The organism is Limosilactobacillus reuteri subsp. reuteri (assembly GCF_000016825.1).
Lineage (GTDB): Bacteria > Bacillota > Bacilli > Lactobacillales > Lactobacillaceae > Limosilactobacillus > Limosilactobacillus reuteri.
In genome coordinates this window covers 1,535,279-1,553,285 of the sequence record NC_009513.1, presented here as the reverse complement: position 1 = coordinate 1,553,285, position 18,007 = coordinate 1,535,279, and the positions used below count along the sequence as shown (strand labels likewise).

Below are 18,007 nucleotides of genomic sequence, written 5' to 3'. Positions count from 1 at the left end.
AAGCCGATAATAAAAGCCGGCGTCTCAAGGCGCTGGCTTTCGCTTTGCTCAAGCCAAAATGCTCTGACTACTTTGCCACCGCTTTAAGCGGTGTTTATACTACCTCACTTACCCTTAAAAGGGTCCGAATATTCCACACTTGTTAGCTTATCCATTGCTATATCATGTTTCTCTTGATCTCGGATATACTTCTTTATCGTGGATTCATTTAATCCAACTGTACTCACATAGTAGCCTTCAGCCCAAAAATGTCGGTTCCCATATTTGTATTTTAAGTTTGCATGTCGATCAAACATCATTAATGCACTTTTCCCTTTTAAGTATCCCATAAACTGCGAGACACTTAGTTTCGGCGGAATACTTACTAACAAGTGCACATGATCTGGCATCATATGACCTTCAATTATTTCTACTCCCTTATATTTGCACAACAAACGAATATAATCTCTCAGGTCTCTTCGGTATTGATTGAAGATCGCTTTACGTCTATACTTTGGTATGAATACGATGTGATACTTACATAACCACTTCGTATGGGCTAAGCTATTTAATTTATTAGCCATATTTATATAACCTCTTTTCCCTTATTGACTTTGGCTTGAACACCTACATCTTAAGGCAAAAGAGGCCTTTTTTATATAATTTTTATCGCCCACCCGCATAGCAGGTGGTTTTTTGTTTCGTGCACTCGCTCTGCTCGCGCACTCAACTAGGTCTAAAGACATTAATAAAAAGGGAACGAGAAAATACTCGCTCCTTTTTATTTTAAATGTTAGAATTGTTTTCGTTACTTTTTGAATTTGAAACAGGGGGAAATAACTAATGATTGCTTTAGCCGGGACAATCGGTGCAGGAAAGACCAGTTTGACAAAGTTATTGGCAGACCATCTTAATAGCCAAGCCTTCTATGAATCTGTTGACGATAATAAAATTTTGCCGCTTTTTTATAAAGATCCTAAAAAATATGGTTTCTTATTACAGATTTACTTTTTAAACAAGCGACTTGATGAGATTAAAGATTCATACTCGAATGATTTAAATGTTTTGGATCGTTCAATTTTTGAAGATGCCTTATTATTCAAGTTAAACGCGGATATGGGTCGAGCTACGGAAACAGAGTCAAATATTTATTCTTCATTATTAGGTAACATGATGGAAGAATTACCAGAGCAACCACACCAAAAAGCCCCCAACCTTTTAATTACAATTAGGGTTTCGTTTGAGACAATGCTTGAACGGATTAAGAAGCGGGGACGTTCATTTGAACAAATTGCTAATGATCCTTCCTTATATTCATATTATAAAAACTTAAACGAGCGTTATGTTCAATGGTATGAGGATTATAATGAAAGTCCTAAGATGGTTATTGATGGTGATAAATATGATTTTGTTGAAGATCCGGCTGCTGCTAAGAAGGTCTTAGCCATGATTGATGAAAAATTAATTGAATTAAATCTTAAATAGGATTTGACAAAAGATCATATAGATGATATATTGAATAGGCTGATTTATATAGCAAGCCTATTTATGGAGGATTAGCTCAGTTGGGAGAGCATCTGCCTTACAAGCAGGGGGTCACAGGTTCGAGCCCTGTATCCTCCATTAATTTGCGGATGTGGCGGAATTGGCAGACGCGCAAGATTTAGGATCTTGTATCATTTTGATGTAAGGGTTCAAGTCCCTTCATCCGCATTTAATATTTTTTGAAAATTCTTGTTGACATTGATGAGATTTTCGTGTAATATTAATAATCGTTGATAGGGAATAACTTATCAGAGACATGCGGAAGTAGTTCAGTGGTAGAACATCACCTTGCCATGGTGGGGGTCGCGGGTTCGAATCCCGTCTTCCGCTTATATGCACCCATAGCGCAATTGGATAGAGTGTCTGACTACGAATCAGAAGGTTGAAGGTTCGACTCCTTCTGGGTGCACTAATTATAGTAAGCGTGACAGTTTAACTGTTACGCTTATTTTTTCGGAATTTAGCTCAGCTTGGTAGAGCGCTGCGTTCGGGACGCAGAGGTCGCAAGTTCAAATCTTGTAATTCCGATAAGTTAAAAAGACTGTTATCATTTCTATAGTAGAAGAGATAGCAGTTTTTTTATTATTAATTTCCGAAAACATTTAAAAGAAAAATGCCAACCAGTGCTCCATAATTGAGGCGCTGATTGGCATTTGTCGTTTGATTATGCGTTGAAACTAATCCTTTATAAACTTTGCAATTTGATTTACTGGAATTTTTTCCATATTATCATACAGATCAATATGCTCGCAGTCTTCTACGATCAATCTTTGCTTTGGTTGGTTAGCAAGGTAATAAGCTCTCTCAGAGTAAGAGCGGGAATGAGCATTGTCTCCATAAACAAATAGGATTGGTCGTGGTGAAATTTCTTTAATATAGTCTAACGCAGAAAATTCAAGCATTGCTAAATTAGAAGTGGTTGTTGCAGTTCCACGTGCATTGGGATGGAAGCCACGTTTAAGAGCGTAAAAACGAAGCCACTCATTTGTTAATTCATCATGATTTGGTAAATTGTCAATACTATCATATGGTTCTTCTGGGAAGGAAGGGTGATAGTCAGGCTGCCCATTTTCAAAATCGTCCCACCGTTGCTTTGATAATTGATCTTTAAGCTGGAATAATTGTTCAGGAGCAAGATTAGCCATCTCACGAATATCTGTCATATCATACATTGAAATTGTTACAACAGATTTAATTCGTGTATCAACAGCCGCAGCGCTAAGAGCAAAGCCTGCCCCTCCACTGATACCGATAACACTTATTTGTTCGCGATTGACATGCTTTGCTTTTGTACTTAGATAATCAACTGCGGCACTAACAGATTCCGCATATAAGTCTGGAGAAGCAACATGACGAGGTTCGCCAGCTGATTCGCCCATGTATACTTGATCAAATGCAAGGGTAACAAAACCTAATTGAGCAAACGTATTTGCATAAATTGCTGCTGCCTGTTCCTTTGTGCTTCCATAAGGTACCCCGATTACGATGGCTGGTAACAATTTGTCTTCTTCTAGATTCTTAGGGGTGTAGATATCAGCAGCAATTGCCGTTCCATAACGATTGATTATTGTAACGAATATGTTGCCGCTTTACATTTTCACTTAGCTACTCACTCCTTTGTCTAATTGATTAAATTATAACATCCATATTAATAGGGAGCGTCTAAAATTGTAACAGTAAAGTTTTAGTGATAATTAGTAAGTGATTTACTATACAATATGAATAGAATTGATTTACTGGACTTTATTATTGTTATATCAGTACTTTAATAAAAAAACAAAATTATTTATTTCGGTAAATGTGCAAATTTTCACTTTAAATTTGTCTAGGACTTATGGTACTATAAGCATTGTAAAAAAGTAATTTGTTTATTAATAAAGGAGATCTTACCTTATGAAAGCTGCTGTTATTAATGATCCAGTAGACGGTTTTGTTACTGTTAAAGATGTTCAACTTCGGGATTTGAAGCCCGGTGAAGCTTTAGTTGACATGGAATATTGTGGTCTTTGTCACACTGATCTACACGTTGCTGCTGGGGACTTTGGTAAGAAGCCCGGTCGTATTATCGGTCACGAAGGGGTTGGTCGTGTATCTAAGGTTGCCCCTGGCGTTACTTCCTTGAAAGTTGGCGACCGTGTATCAATTGCATGGTTCTTCAAGGGCTGTGGACACTGTGAATATTGTTTAACTGGTCGTGAAACTCTTTGTCGGAACGTTCTTAATGCGGGTTACACTGCTGACGGTGCAATGGCTGAACAATGTATCGTACCAGCTGACTACGCTGTTAAGGTTCCAGAAGGTCTTGATCCTGTTGAAGCTACTTCATTAACTTGTGCTGGTGTTACGATGTACAAGGCATTAAAGGTTGCTGACATCAAGCCAGGTCAATGGGTATCAATCGTTGGTGCTGGTGGTTTAGGTAACTTGGGTATTCAACTTGCTCACAACGTATTTGGTGCTCATGTTATCGCTGTTGATGGTAATCCTGATAAGCTTGAAGCCGCTAAGAAGAATGGTGCTGAAATTTTAATTAACCGTCATGACGGTGATGTTGATAAGCAAATTCAAGAAAAGGTTGGCGGTGTTCACGCTGCTGTAGTAACAGCTGTTTCTGCCTCTGCATTCGACCAAGCAGTTGATTCACTTCGCCCAGATGGTAAGCTTGTTGCCGTTGCGCTTCCACAAGGTGACATGAAGCTTAACATTGCTAAGACTGTTCTTGATGGTATCATTGTTGCTGGTTCATTAGTTGGTACCCGTCAAGACTTAGCTGAATGTTTCCAATTTGGTGCAGAAGGTAAGGTTCACCCAATTGTTAAGACTCGTAAGTTAAGCGAAATTAATGATATGATCCAAGAACTTAAGGATAACAAGGTTGTTGGTCGGAATGTTGTTGATTTTGTTCACAACGATAACGACTAATTAAAAAAGTAGTTCATATTTAATTCTCTAAAAGACTAGTGTTGCGCTTGAATGCTTCGCTAGTCTTTATTATTTTCTTAAATGTGTAACTGAATGATCATACAAGTAGGCGCCGACTCTAAAAGTGTGTTAAAATAATGGTCAAGATTAGTCAAAAGAGCCGAGGTGATATAATGGAGAATAAAAGTATTTCAGATATTATCGAAGCATACTTAAAAGAAATACTTGGTGACTCAGCTCAGGTCGAAATTCGTCGTTCTGAGATTGCCAACCAGTTTGATGTGGTACCGTCACAAATTAATTATGTTATTAAAACGAGGTTTACCATTCAAAATGGTTATTTAGTAAAGAGTAAGCGTGGAGGCGGCGGATACATTCGAATCGAGCGAGTTAATTTACTTGATGACGTAAATGTGCTAAACTCACTTATTCAAGCAATTGGCGACTCGGTTCGTGAACGTGATGCTTTTGATATTGTTCGAACGTTATATGAAGAAGACGTGATTACGAGACGTGAAGGAGACCTTATGCTTGTTGCATTATCTAAACAAGCATTAGCAGTTAATGATAGTAAGGTTGAAGATCAACTTCGCGCCCGGATATTAGTATCATTCTTGAATCGACTTCGCTATGAAAGTTAAAAGGGGGATTGTACATGGATAATATGTTCACGCCAAGTGCAAAGCATGTTCTAGCAATTGCACAAGAACAAGCAAAATACTTTAAACACCAAGCAGTAGGGACTGAACACCTTCTGCTTGCCCTCTCAATGGATAAAGATGGGATTGCTAATAAAATATTTGAACAATTTTCTATTACAAACGATGATATTCGTGAAGAAATTGAACGCTTAATTGGCTATGGAACGATGGAAAATCTGGGAGCTTCAGATTATCTCCCATACTCACCAAAAGCAAAGCAAGTATTATCGTTAGCTGGTCGAGAAGCCCAACAAATGCATGCATTGAAGATTGGCACTGAACACTTATTATTAGCCTTAATCGCTGATGAAAGTGTCCTATCTTCACGGATTTTATATAGTCTAGATGTTGTGCCACGACAGATGAGAAAAGTAATTTTACGGCGGTTAGGGATTGCTGATAGTCAGCAACGCAATCCTAATCGTCAATCATCTCGTCGACGGATTCAGCAAACTGGTACACCAACATTGGATAAACTAGCTCGTGATATGACAGAACTTGCTCGGAATGGCCAGCTTGATCCTGTAATTGGTCGAAATAAGGAAGTTAAACGTGTGGAGCAGATTCTTAGTCGTCGTACCAAGAACAATCCTGTGCTGATCGGCGAACCTGGTGTAGGGAAGACGGCGATTGCTGAAGGGCTTGCTCAGCGGATGGTTGATGGTAAGGTTCCAGCTGAATTGGCTAATAAACGTTTGATGATGCTTGATATGGGATCATTAGTTGCGGGTACCAAGTATCGAGGAGAATTTGAAGATCGCCTTAAGAAAGTGATTGATGAGATTCAAAACGACGGGCATGTGATTCTTTTTATTGATGAACTCCATACCTTAATTGGTGCTGGTGGCGCTGAAGGTGCAATTGATGCTTCCAATATTTTGAAACCGGCCTTAGCGCGAGGCGAGTTGCAAACAATTGGTGCTACTACCCTTGACGAATATCAGAAATATATAGAATCTGATGCAGCACTTGAACGACGCTTTGCTACTGTTCAAGTTGATGAGCCAACTACTGACCAAACCCTGCAAATCCTGCGAGGACTACGACCGAAGTATGAGGAACACCACCATGCTAAGATTACTGATGAAGCGTTGGAAGAAGCGGTTAAATTGTCGGATCGTTATATTTCAGATCGTTTCTTGCCGGATAAAGCAATTGATCTTATTGATGAATCGGCAGCTATGGTTCGGATTGATGCTGAAGATAAGAAAAATCATCAGCCTTCATTAGAAAGTCAGTTAGAAGATTTGCGAACCCAAAAAGAAGAAGCAATTGATAATCAAGACTTTGATCGTGCGGCTACTCTTCGTCAACAAGAATTAGCACTAAAAGATAAGATTGATCGCAAAAAGCAACGTACTCAACAAAAGGATTCTCATAACTATAAATTGAAAGTAACTGGTGAAAACATTGCACAAGTTGTTGCTGAATGGACAGGAGTTCCTTTAACTCAATTGAAGAAGAGCGAGAGTGAACGATTGGTTAACTTGGAAAAGGTTCTGCACCAACGAGTAATTGGTCAAGATGAAGCAGTTACCGTAGTCGCTAAGGCAATTCGGCGTGCACGAAGCGGGCTTAAGGATCCTAGTCGGCCGATTGGTTCCTTTATGTTTTTAGGACCGACTGGGGTAGGAAAAACAGAGCTTGCCAAGGCATTATCCGCTGCAATGTTTGGCTCGGAAGATAATATGATCCGGATTGATATGTCAGAATATATGGAAAAATATAGTACTAGTCGCTTGATTGGTGCTGCTCCAGGATATGTCGGCTATGACGAGGGTGGCCAATTAACTGAAAAAGTACGGCAACATCCATACTCAGTTGTCTTATTAGATGAAGCTGAAAAGGCACATCCGGATGTATTTAATTTATTACTTCAAGTTTTAGATGATGGTTACTTAACTGATGCAAAAGGTCGGCGCGTTGATTTTAGAAATACCATTATTATTATGACTTCTAACCTTGGAGCAACTCAGCTTCAGGATGAGAAAGAGGTTGGTTTTGGGGCAAAAGATATGTCACAAGACTATAATGCGATGGCGGCGGCGATTAAGCAACAAATGAGGTTATACTTCCGCCCAGAATTTCTTAATCGGATTGATGAAACGATTATCTTCCATTCATTACAAAAGAAAGAACTTCATCAAATTGTTAAACTCATGGTTAATGATTTAAATAAGCGGGTAAGCGAGCAAGGTATTAACTTGAAAGTTACGCCTGCTGCAATTGATGTGATCGCAAAGCTTGGTTACAATCCCGCTTATGGAGCTCGTCCGCTTCGTCGTGCTTTACAAGATCATGTTGAGGATGATTTGAGTACTGGACTGCTTAGTGGTGAAATCAATGTGGGGGATGACGTAACAGTAGGTGCGCATCAAGGTAAAATTACTTTTAAAGTAAAGAAGCCGGATGAAGATAAAGCTGTTGAATTAAAATTGAATAAATAAAAGAAACGGTAAATTATTCTGAAAATGCAGAGTAATTTACCGTTTTTGCATTCTAGCTTTGTTAAATTTGAAATACACAAACTGAATATTTGAGTTTTATGTATTATAAAAACGCTATAATTGTAACTTTTGTTCTCTAATGATAATAGAAGAAAAAGCTACCAAATTGCATTCATTTATCACATTTGATGATTATTTTTCTAAAACGGTTGTCAAAAGATAAGTTATAGTCTTATAATGTGTTTATCAGATAATTAATGATTAAAAATAGGGGATGAACAATAAATGAAGCGAGCGGAACAATTAGAAAAGACAAGACAAGCAATCTTAAAAACCGCTACAAAATTATTTTTACAAAAGGGATTTGGTGAAACTTCAACACGGGATATTGCCAAACAGATTGGAATTACTCAACCGGCTTTATACCACCACTTCAGCGATAAAGAGGTTTTATATCTGGATGTAATGACAAATTTATGTGGAAAAGTTCGCCAAGATATTAATAAAGTAATGCGTAAACATGATTTGTCACCGAATGAACAATTATGGCAAATCACTAAGGCATTAAAAAAACATCATCCATTAAGTATTTATGACCAATACAATCAAGCAATGCGCTTATTATCGAAAAGTGCACAGCAAAAGCTTAATATGATTTTTACAATGGATTATCTAGAACCGATTGCAGCATTCTTCCGTCAACCAGATGTAGGGTTGCGTCCTGATATTCTTCCTAAAGAAGCTGCTGAATTATTTATTGCAGGACTAACTCCAATTTTTGGCACTTCGCAATTAATTGGTGGTCATTCAATTACACCAGAACAACGTGACCAATTAATCCTAGACTGCATTATTAACGGTTTATCAAATTGGGGCGGAAAAAATTAAAAAATATAAAAATAATTGTTGACAAAATTTAATAGAACTTGTATACTTTAGTAGTATGTAATTGTGAGTTCATTTGAACCTGGTGATCTATTGTCCATCAGATTCTGCATAAAAGCCAAAGACAGTCGTTGAACTGTTTTTGGATTTTTTTTGCCCAAAAGTCGTATTTTAGGCAAATTGTAATCAAATTGTAACATTTAAATGAGCTCGCGGAATAAATTAGAGAGGTGAACAGTTTGGCTGGACATTTAGTTAAATACGGTAAACACCGTACCCGTCGTAGCTACTCGCGAATTAAAGAAGTTCTCGAATTGCCAAACCTTATTGAAATCCAAACCGATTCTTACAATTGGTTTATGGAAAAAGGTTTACGGGAAATGTTTGATGATATTATGCCAATTGATGATTTTCAAGGAAAGCTTTCTTTGGAATTCGTTGACTATCAACTTTTAGAACCTAAGTATACTGTTGACGAAGCTCGTGAACACGATGCTAATTACTCAGCACCACTTCATGTTACGTTACGGTTAACTAACCATGAAACTGGTGAGATTAAGTCTCAAGATGTATTCTTTGGTGACTTCCCACTAATGACTGACCAAGGTACATTCATTATTAATGGTGCCGAACGGGTTATTGTTTCACAATTAGTTCGTTCACCGGGTGTCTACTATAGTGAAGAAAATGATAAAAATGGTCGGCCAAACTACGGTGCTACCTTTATTCCAAACCGTGGTGCATGGTTAGAATACGAAACTGATGCTAAGAATGTTTCATATGTTCGAATCGACCGGACCCGTAAGTTGCCAATGACTGAATTGATTCGTGCATTGGGCTTTGGATCTGACGATGAAATTATCGACATGTTCGGTGGCGATAGTGAGACATTATCATTAACCTTGGATAAAGATGTTCACAAGAACGCTGAAGATTCTCGGGTTGAAGAAGCCTTAAAGGACATTTATGAACGGCTTCGTCCTGGTGAACCAAAGACTGCTGATTCAGCACGGAGCTTATTAACAGCTCGTTTCTTTGATCCAAAGCGTTATGATATGGCACCAGTTGGTCGTTACAAGACAAACAAGAAGTTGATGCTTAAGTACCGTTTACTTGGACAAACTTTAGCTGAAACTTTAGCAGATCCTGATACTGGTGAAGTATTAGCACAAAAGGGTGATACGGTAACCAAGGAATTGCTTAATAAGCTTGAACCTTACTTAGACCGTGATGACTTTAAGACTATTACTTACACTCCATCAGATGAAGCGGTTGTAACTGAACCAGTTAAGTTACAAAAGATTTTAGTATATTCTAAGAATGATCCTGATCGAGTTGTACCTATTATTGGTAACGGTCATATCCCATTAGAATACAAGCACATTGAACCAGCTGATATTCTTGCTTCCTTAAACTACTTCTTTAACTTACAAGAAGGTATTGGTAGCACAGACGATATCGACCACTTAGGTAACCGTCGTATTCGTTCAGTTGGTGAACTACTTCAAAACCAATTCCGGATTGGTCTTGCACGGATGGAACGGGTTGTTCGTGAACGGATGTCAATTCAAGATCCTGACACTGTTACCCCACAGCAATTAATTAATATTCGTCCAGTGGTTGCTTCTATTAAAGAATTCTTTGGTTCATCCCAACTTTCCCAGTTCATGGATCAAACCAACCCATTAGGTGAATTAACTCATAAGCGTCGTCTTTCAGCGCTTGGTCCTGGTGGTTTGACTCGTGACCGGGCCGGATATGAAGTGCGGGACGTTCACTATACTCACTATGGCCGGATGTGCCCTATTGAAACACCAGAAGGTCCTAACATTGGTCTTATTAACAGTCTTTCATCTTACGCAAGGGTAAATAAATATGGATTTATCGAAACTCCATACCGTCGTGTTTCCTGGAAGGATCACAAGGTAACTGACAAGATTGATTACTTAACTGCTGACGAAGAAGATAACTTCATCATTGCTCAGGCTAACACGCCATTAAATGATGATGGTTCATTTGTTGACGATCAAGTAATGGCTCGTGATAAGGATGATTACATCGAAACCAGTGTTGAAAACATTGATTACATGGATGTTTCTCCTAAGCAAGTTGTTTCTGTTGCCTCTGCATGTATCCCATTCCTTGAAAACGATGACTCTAACCGTGCTTTGATGGGTGCTAACATGCAACGGCAAGCTGTTCCTTTGATCAATCCTCATGCACCATTAGTAAGTACTGGTATTGACTACAAGGCTGCCCATGACTCTGGGGTTGCAATGATTGCTAAGAAGCCAGGAACGGTTGAATATGTGGATGCTCGTGAAGTACGGGTTCGTGAAGAAGATGGAACACTTGATACTTACAAGTTAATGAAGTTCCGTCGTTCAAACGGTGGTAAGAACTACAACCAACGTCCAATTGTTAAGGTTGGCGAACATGTTGATGCTGATGACGTATTAGCTGATGGTCCATCAATGGAACAAGGTGAATTAGCTCTTGGTCAAAACCCATTAATCGCCTTTATGACTTGGCAAGGATACAACTTCGAAGATGCCATCGCCATTAATGAACGATTAGTTAAAGACGATGTTTATACTTCTATCCACATCGAATCATACGAATCTGAAGCACGTGAAACCAAGCTTGGACCTGAAGAAATGACGCGGGAAATTCCAAACGTTGGTGACGATGCTTTGAAGGATCTTGATGAAAACGGGATTGTTCGTGTCGGTGCCGAAGTTCATGATGGAGATATTTTAGTAGGTAAGGTTACTCCAAAGGGAATGACTGAATTATCTGCCGAAGAACGTCTTCTTCACGCTATCTTTGGTGAAAAGTCACGTGAAGTTCGTGATACTTCATTACGTGTTCCTCATGGTGGTGGTGGAATCATCCAAGATGTTAAAGTCTTCACTCGTGAAAATGGGGATGAATTATCACCAGGTGTAAATACAATGGTTCGTGTTTACATTGCACAAAAGCGGAAGATCCAAGTTGGGGATAAGATGTCTGGACGTCATGGTAACAAGGGTACTGTTTCTATCGTTGTGCCAGAAGAAGATATGCCATACATGCCAGATGGAACTCCTATTGATATTATGCTTAGTCCGATGGGTGTGCCAAGTCGTATGAACATTGGTCAGCTTCTTGAATTGCACCTAGGAATGGCTGCTCGTCGTCTTGGAATTCATATGGCTACTCCAGTATTCGATGGTGCATCTGATAAAGATGTTTGGGATGCTGTTCGTGAATCTGGATTCCCAGAAGACGGTAAGACAATTCTTTATGACGGTCGTACCGGTGAACCATTTGAAAACCGAATTGCTGTTGGTTCAATGCACTATCTTAAGTTAGCTCACATGGTTGATGATAAGATTCACGCTCGTTCAACTGGTCCATACTCACTTGTTACTCAACAGCCATTAGGTGGTAAGGCACAATTTGGTGGACAGCGTTTCGGTGAAATGGAAGTTTGGGCTCTTGAAGCTTATGGTGCTGCCTACACTCTTCAAGAAATCCTTACTTACAAGTCAGATGATACTGTTGGTCGTGTTCGGACTTATGATGCAATCATCAATGGTCAACCAATTCCTAAGCCAGGTGTTCCAGAATCATTCCGTGTTCTTGTTAAGGAATTACAAGCATTAGGTCTTGATATGAAGGTTCTTGATGGTAACAACAAGGAAATTCAGTTAAAGAACATGGACGAAGATGATGATGAAGTTGTAAATGTTGATGCATTAGCTAAATATGCAGAAGAACATAAAGCAGACGATAAGAAGAACGAAGAAGAAAACAAGTCTGAAGCAACTTCAACAACTACCGATGACAAAACTAATCAAAATTAATATTTAGGTTGCTACGGTTTACTGAAAGAAGGAGGAACATCCTTTGATTGATGTCAATAAATTTGAAAGTATGCAGATCGGTCTGGCATCTCCAGATAAGATCCGTAGTTGGTCATATGGGGAAGTTAAAAAGCCCGAGACTATTAACTACCGGACATTAAAGCCAGAAAAGCAAGGTCTGTTTGACGAACGAATCTTTGGCCCAACCAAGGATTACGAATGTGCGTGTGGAAAGTACAAGCGTATCCGTTACAAAGGTCGTGTTTGTGACCGTTGTGGTGTTGAGGTTACTAGTGCAAAAGTTCGTCGTGAACGGATGGGGCACATTGAATTAGCTGCTCCTGTATCTCACATTTGGTACTTTAAAGGAATTCCAAGTCGAATGGGGCTTGTATTAGATATGAGTCCACGTTCGCTTGAAGAAGTTATTTACTTTGCTTCATATGTTGTTCTTGATCCAGGTGATACTCCACTTGAAAAGAAACAACTTTTAACTGAAGCTGAATATCGTGATAAAAAAGCAGAATATGGTGACCGGTTCAAAGCTGAAATGGGAGCTGCTGCTATTCAAAAACTTTTAGCTGATGTTGACTTAGAAAAGGAAGCTGCTGAATTAAAGGAAGAATTGAAAGAAGCTACTGGTCAAAAACGGACTCGTGCTATTCGTCGTCTTGATATTCTTGAAGCTTTCATTAAGTCAGGAAATAAGCCTGAATGGATGGTTATGGATGTAATTCCAGTTATGCCACCTGACTTGCGGCCAATGGTTCAACTTGAAGGGGGACGTTTTGCTACCTCCGATTTGAACGATTTATATCGGCGGGTTATTAACCGTAATAACCGGTTGAAGCGACTTCTTAAATTACAAGCACCTGGAATTATTGTTCAAAATGAAAAACGGATGCTTCAAGAAGCTGTTGATGCATTAATCGATAATGGTCGCCGCGGACGTCCAGTAGCTGGACCAGGTAACCGTCCATTGAAGTCACTTTCTCACTTACTTAAAGGTAAGCAAGGACGTTTCCGTCAAAACTTGCTTGGTAAGCGTGTTGACTACTCTGGCCGTTCCGTTATTGATGTTGGTCCATCATTGAAGTTGAACCAAATGGGATTACCAGTTCCAATGGCACTTGAATTATTTAAGCCATTTATTATGCATGAATTGGTAAAGCGTGGTCTTTCCGCTAACGTTAAATCTGCTAAGCGTAAGATTGATCGCAGTGATGATGATGTCTTTGATGTATTGGAAGACGTTATTAAGGAACACCCAGTTCTATTGAACCGGGCCCCTACTCTTCACCGGTTAGGTATCCAAGCGTTTGAACCAATCTTGGTTTCTGGTAAGTCAATGCGTCTTCACCCATTAGTATGTTCAGCATATAACGCTGACTTTGATGGGGACCAGATGGCTATTCACGTTCCATTATCTGATGAAGCTCAAGCGGAAGCCCGTTTGTTAATGCTTGCTGCTCACCATATTCTTAGTCCTCGTGACGGAGAACCTATTGTTTCACCATCACAGGATATGGTTATTGGTAACTACTACATGACTACTGAAGATAAGGGTCGTGAAGGTGAAGGAATGATCTTCAAGGATACTGATGAAGCTGAACTTGCTTACCGCAATGACTATGTTTCATTACAAACCCGTGTTGGAGTTCAAGTATCTGCATTCCCTGAAAAGCCATTCACTGATGACCAACGAGGCAAGATCATGGTGACAACTGTTGGTAAGCTTCTTTTCAACCGAATTATGCCAAAAGATTTTGCTTACATTAACGAACCAACAGATGCAAATATTCAAAATGGTGTTGACGATCGTTTCTTCCTTGAACCTGGTCAAGATATCCATGAATACCTTGAAAATGCACCATTAGTTCCACCATTTAAGAAGGGCTTCCTATCTGACTTGATCGCTGAAGTATATAAGCGTTACAAAGTTACAAAGACGTCCCAATTCTTAGACCGTATTAAGGACTTAGGTTACTACGAATCAACTATTTCTGGTTTAACTACTGCCATGTCTGATATTCATGATTTACCAGAAAAACCAGAAATTCTTGATAAGGCACAAAAGCAAGTTACTTTAATTACTAAGCAATTCCGTCGTGGTTTAATTACAGACGACGAACGTTATGAACGAGTAATCGGTGCATGGAACGATGCTAAGGATGAGGTTCAAAACAAGTTAATTGAACACATGGATATCCATAACCCAATTAACATGATGTCCGACTCTGGTGCGCGGGGTAACATTTCAAACTTTACTCAGTTAGCTGGAATGCGTGGATTGATGGCATCACCAAACGGTAAGATTATGGAATTGCCTGTTAAGTCAAACTTCTATGAAGGACTTTCAGTGTTGGAAATGTTTATTTCATCACACGGTGCTCGTAAAGGTATGACTGATACAGCCTTGAAGACTGCCAACTCAGGTTACTTAACTCGTCGTCTTGTTGATGTTGCGCAAGATGTGGTTGTTCGTGAAAAAGACTGTGGTACTGATCGCGGACTTGAAGTTACTGCTATTACAAACGGTAACGAAATGATTGAACCGCTTTATGATCGAATCATGGGTCGTTACACTATGAAGTCTGTCTTTGATCCTAAAACTGGTGAAAAGATTGTTGGTAAGAATGTCCTTATTGACGAAGAAATGGCTCAAAAGATTGTTGATGCCGGCGTAAAGAAAGTAACTATTCGTTCAGCATTTACTTGTAACACTGAACATGGTGTATGTGAACGTTGTTATGGACGAAACGCAGCTACTGGTGACCGTGTAGAAGCTGGTGAAGCCGTCGGAACTGTTGCCGCTCAATCAATTGGTGAACCAGGTACTCAGTTAACTCTTCGTAACTTCCACACTGGTGGGGTTGCTGGTAACGATGATATTACTCAAGGTCTTCCACGTATCCAAGAAATTGTTGAAGCACGTAATCCTAAAGGTCGTGCAACAATTACAGAGGTTACTGGTGAAGTTGTGTCTATCGAAGAAAACCCTGCTGAACGGACGAAGGATATTACGATTAAGGGTGAGACTGATACCCGAACTTACACTCTTCCAATTACAGCACGGATGAAAGTTGCTGAAGGTGATTTTATTCACCGTGGGGCACCACTAAATGAAGGTTCGATTGATCCTAAGGAATTAATCCAAGTTCGTGATGTTCTTTCTACTGAAACTTACCTCTTATCGCAAGTTCAAGGTGTTTACCGGATGCAGGGTATTGACTTGTTAGATAAGCACGTTGAAATTATGATTCGTCAAATGATGCGGAAAGTTCGTGTCATGGATCCAGGTGATACCGACCTTCTACCGGGTCAATTAATGGATATTAGTCAATTCCGTGACGCTAACAAGGATACCTTAGTTGCTGGTAATATTCCTGCAACAGCTCGTCCTGTTATTCTTGGTATTACTAAGGCTGCCTTAGAGACAAACAGTTTCTTGTCAGCTGCTTCATTCCAAGAAACTACACGTGTATTAACTGATGCTGCTATTCGTGGTAAGAACGATCCATTAGTTGGATTGAAAGAAAATGTTATTATTGGTAAGATTATTCCTGCAGGTACTGGTATGAGTGCTTACCGGAATATCAAGCCAAAAGAAGTTAGTGTAGCTGCTTACTCAATTAAAGATATTGAGGCTAAGTTAAAAGAAGAAGATAAGCAAAACTAATTTATAAAAAAGGCAATGGTTAACCTGTGAAAGGGCCATTGCCTTTTTAGTTTAAAATGAGGTGATTACTTGGCAAAAAAATATCAGATAGAAATTCCTGACTCAGCATTTAAAAAGACAGACTTCTCTATGAACGAAGAGCTCTCTCTTAGTGTTAATCATAAACAAATTAACATCCGTCCAATAAATGTGAGTGATCAACTACCTAAAATTAACATTTTCTGGTATGTGATTCCTTCAATTATTTTAGCTGCAATATTTTTAGCTTTTTTTAGCGCTAGAAAAATTAACACGGTCCCGATAACAGGTGATGATTATTCCATTGCTAATGGTGCATTAATCTTAGGAGTATGTAGTGGAATTCTATCGTTTTTGATAACTTTTATTATTACTAAAATTCTCGGAAAAGGGCCTAGCAAGGATTTTCATTGGCGGAGTTTGCCAACAATTACGATTGCATGCGGCCTAATCATTACATTTTCGCTATCGGCAATTTTTTGGCTGTTCGGTCAGATGTTTAAGGATGCGCGGTTTGATATTTATACCGCAACTGCTTTTATATTTGTAATTATTGCGGCGATAAACTATATTATGATTAATTTAGCGTTAACATTATCATCAGGAGTTATCACCAATTTATTAACAATAATGATTATTGGTGGAATGCTTTTTTCGATGTTGACGAATTCTAAACGAGACTGGTGGCGTTATAATTTCAGTTTTTTAGGAACAGCGAAAAATTCCACAAGTCTGCAATTTAATATAACTTTGATTTTTACCGGATTGTTAATGATTGCTTTAGTTGATTACTTATTTGTAAATATTCAACGTCGGTATCACGGTTATAAAATTCAAGTATTGCGGTGGCTGTTAATTATGTTAGCTATCTGTATCGCTTCTATTGGTCTTTTTCCCAATAATCCAGAATTTCATGTTTTACATGACCGAATTTCAATGTGGCTTGTTTATATTATGCTAATTCTGATTGTAGTTATTAGGTGGGTTCTACCTGAAGTTACTAAACAATTTTTGGTGATTTCTTATACGATTGGAGCCGTAATGAGTATCGAATATATTGTTTTTAAGTTAACGAACTATCTTTCCTTAACAGCATTCGAATTGTTTGAATTTGGCTTGGCCTTTTCTTGGTTGCTTTTATTACTACAAAATATTGAAAATCTCGCTCAATTTGGGCAAAACTTATTTGTAGTAAAACTCAAACCGGTAAAAGATGATACTAATTAAACATTGTAAAAGACTAGGGTAATCCTGGTCTTTTATTTTTAACAGCCTTGTATAAAAAGACACAGAATAGTAACAAGGGATAGAGCGGGGATAAATGGTAGTTTCTTTTTTCTTGTAAATACAAAGATAAATAGCATGATTAAAGAGCTCCATTGGATAATTAAAAGGGTTTGATACCATCCCCATATCAGGCATGTTACAAACAAAAATTCAATATCGCCAATTCCTAGTGTCTTAGTAAAAGTAGCAAATAATAGTAAACTGACTACTAGAATGCAGGCAAAAATCAAATTGTAAAAATAATTTTGTGGAATAGATAGTAAGGTAATCGGAAACATTCCCAATAGTGAATAAGAATAGATTACATGACTAAAAAAATCAGTAGAAGTTAAAAAGATTAAGCTAGTGAGAAAGAGAAGAATGATTAAGTCATGAATAGGTTCATAAATGAGGAAAGTAGTAAAAGCAATACCAGATAAAAATTCAATTACTGGCAAATATAAACTAATTTTTTGTTTACAATAATAACATTGACCGCGAAGGATGATAAAACTAAAAATAGGGATAAGATGCCACCATCGTAAAATAGAATGGCAATTATCACAATATGATCGCTGAGGAATGGTTAAAGAGTGGTTATTACCAAGACGATAGCAACAAGAAGTAATAAATGAAGCAACAGAAGCACCAAATAAAAATGATAAAAATAACATAAAAAACCTCCCAATAAATAAATACGTGATTTTTAATGAAATT

11 protein-coding genes and 5 tRNA genes are annotated in these 18,007 nt (G+C 38.5%); 13 read left to right on the top strand and 3 right to left on the bottom strand.

Annotated features, from left to right (window positions below):
- Positions 1-104: 104 nt before the first annotated feature.
- A complete protein-coding gene (tnpA, locus tag LREU_RS07880) occupies positions 105-563 on the bottom strand; it encodes an IS200/IS605 family transposase (protein WP_003664118.1) in 459 nt (152 codons plus the stop codon).
- Positions 564-822: 259 nt separating this feature from the next.
- Here tnpA and LREU_RS07875 point away from each other — a divergent pair, with 259 nt between their 5' ends.
- The 6 genes from LREU_RS07875 to LREU_RS07850 all read left to right on the top strand — a co-directional run bounded on the left by LREU_RS07875 (position 823) and on the right by LREU_RS07850 (position 2,052).
- A complete protein-coding gene (locus tag LREU_RS07875; protein ID WP_003668798.1) occupies positions 823-1,464 on the top strand; it encodes a deoxynucleoside kinase in 642 nt (213 codons plus the stop codon).
- Positions 1,465-1,529: 65 nt separating this feature from the next.
- A tRNA-Val gene (locus LREU_RS07870) sits at positions 1,530-1,602 on the top strand.
- Between the two features lie 7 nt (positions 1,603-1,609).
- A tRNA-Leu gene (locus tag LREU_RS07865) sits at positions 1,610-1,692 on the top strand.
- A gap of 90 nt (positions 1,693-1,782) precedes the next feature.
- A tRNA-Gly gene (locus LREU_RS07860) sits at positions 1,783-1,854 on the top strand.
- A gap of 5 nt (positions 1,855-1,859) precedes the next feature.
- Positions 1,860-1,933: transfer RNA gene (locus LREU_RS07855), tRNA-Arg, on the top strand.
- A gap of 45 nt (positions 1,934-1,978) precedes the next feature.
- Positions 1,979-2,052, top strand: a tRNA-Pro gene (locus LREU_RS07850).
- A 149-nt stretch (positions 2,053-2,201) separates the two neighbouring features.
- On the opposite strand, the gene LREU_RS07845 is transcribed toward LREU_RS07850, so the two are convergent.
- On the bottom strand, positions 2,202-3,023 hold the full coding sequence (locus LREU_RS07845; RefSeq protein WP_003668797.1) for an alpha/beta hydrolase: 822 nt from the start codon (positions 3,021-3,023) through the stop codon (positions 2,202-2,204).
- A 394-nt stretch (positions 3,024-3,417) separates the two neighbouring features.
- Between LREU_RS07845 and adhP the strand changes: the two genes are divergently transcribed.
- From adhP to LREU_RS07810, 7 genes are all read left to right on the top strand, one after another.
- Positions 3,418-4,446 carry an alcohol dehydrogenase AdhP gene (gene adhP / locus LREU_RS07840; protein WP_003668796.1) on the top strand — a complete coding sequence of 343 codons (1,029 nt, stop codon included), beginning with the start codon at positions 3,418-3,420 and terminating at the stop codon, positions 4,444-4,446.
- Positions 4,447-4,619: 173 nt separating this feature from the next.
- Positions 4,620-5,087 carry a CtsR family transcriptional regulator gene (locus LREU_RS07835; RefSeq protein WP_003664589.1) on the top strand — a complete coding sequence of 156 codons (468 nt, stop codon included), beginning with the start codon at positions 4,620-4,622 and terminating at the stop codon, positions 5,085-5,087.
- A gap of 14 nt (positions 5,088-5,101) precedes the next feature.
- Positions 5,102-7,594 (top strand): ATP-dependent Clp protease ATP-binding subunit, encoded by a 2,493-nt coding sequence (locus LREU_RS07830; protein ID WP_003668795.1) that lies wholly within the window; start codon positions 5,102-5,104, stop codon positions 7,592-7,594.
- A 285-nt stretch (positions 7,595-7,879) separates the two neighbouring features.
- On the top strand, positions 7,880-8,482 hold the full coding sequence (locus tag LREU_RS07825; RefSeq protein ID WP_003664584.1) for a TetR/AcrR family transcriptional regulator: 603 nt from the start codon (positions 7,880-7,882) through the stop codon (positions 8,480-8,482).
- Between the two features lie 227 nt (positions 8,483-8,709).
- Positions 8,710-12,327 carry a DNA-directed RNA polymerase subunit beta gene (gene rpoB, locus LREU_RS07820; protein ID WP_003668794.1) on the top strand — a complete coding sequence of 1,206 codons (3,618 nt, stop codon included), beginning with the start codon at positions 8,710-8,712 and terminating at the stop codon, positions 12,325-12,327.
- A 43-nt stretch (positions 12,328-12,370) separates the two neighbouring features.
- Positions 12,371-16,006: a DNA-directed RNA polymerase subunit beta' gene (gene rpoC, locus LREU_RS07815; protein ID WP_003668793.1), complete on the top strand. Its 3,636-nt coding sequence runs from the start codon at positions 12,371-12,373 to the stop codon at positions 16,004-16,006.
- 69 nt (positions 16,007-16,075) lie between these two features.
- Complete coding sequence (locus LREU_RS07810; protein WP_003668792.1) at positions 16,076-17,251, top strand: DUF998 domain-containing protein; 1,176 nt, start codon at positions 16,076-16,078, stop codon at positions 17,249-17,251.
- 38 nt (positions 17,252-17,289) lie between these two features.
- Here LREU_RS07810 and LREU_RS07805 read toward each other — a convergent pair whose 3' ends face one another.
- On the bottom strand, positions 17,290-17,964 hold the full coding sequence (locus LREU_RS07805) for a prepilin peptidase (protein ID WP_003668791.1): 675 nt from the start codon (positions 17,962-17,964) through the stop codon (positions 17,290-17,292).
- Positions 17,965-18,007: the final 43 nt, after the last annotated feature.

Excerpts from the sequence above, each read along its gene's own strand:
- tnpA (WP_003664118.1), bottom strand. The coding sequence starts at position 563 with ATGGCTAATAAATTAAATAGCTTAGCCCATACGAAGTGGTTATGTAAG.
- LREU_RS07875 (WP_003668798.1), top strand. The coding sequence starts at position 823 with ATGATTGCTTTAGCCGGGACAATCGGTGCAGGAAAGACCAGTTTGACA.
- adhP (WP_003668796.1), top strand. The coding sequence starts at position 3,418 with ATGAAAGCTGCTGTTATTAATGATCCAGTAGACGGTTTTGTTACTGTT.
- LREU_RS07835 (WP_003664589.1), top strand. The coding sequence starts at position 4,620 with ATGGAGAATAAAAGTATTTCAGATATTATCGAAGCATACTTAAAAGAA.
- LREU_RS07830 (WP_003668795.1), top strand. The coding sequence starts at position 5,102 with ATGGATAATATGTTCACGCCAAGTGCAAAGCATGTTCTAGCAATTGCA.
- LREU_RS07825 (WP_003664584.1), top strand. The coding sequence starts at position 7,880 with ATGAAGCGAGCGGAACAATTAGAAAAGACAAGACAAGCAATCTTAAAA.
- LREU_RS07805 (WP_003668791.1), bottom strand. The coding sequence starts at position 17,964 with ATGTTATTTTTATCATTTTTATTTGGTGCTTCTGTTGCTTCATTTATT.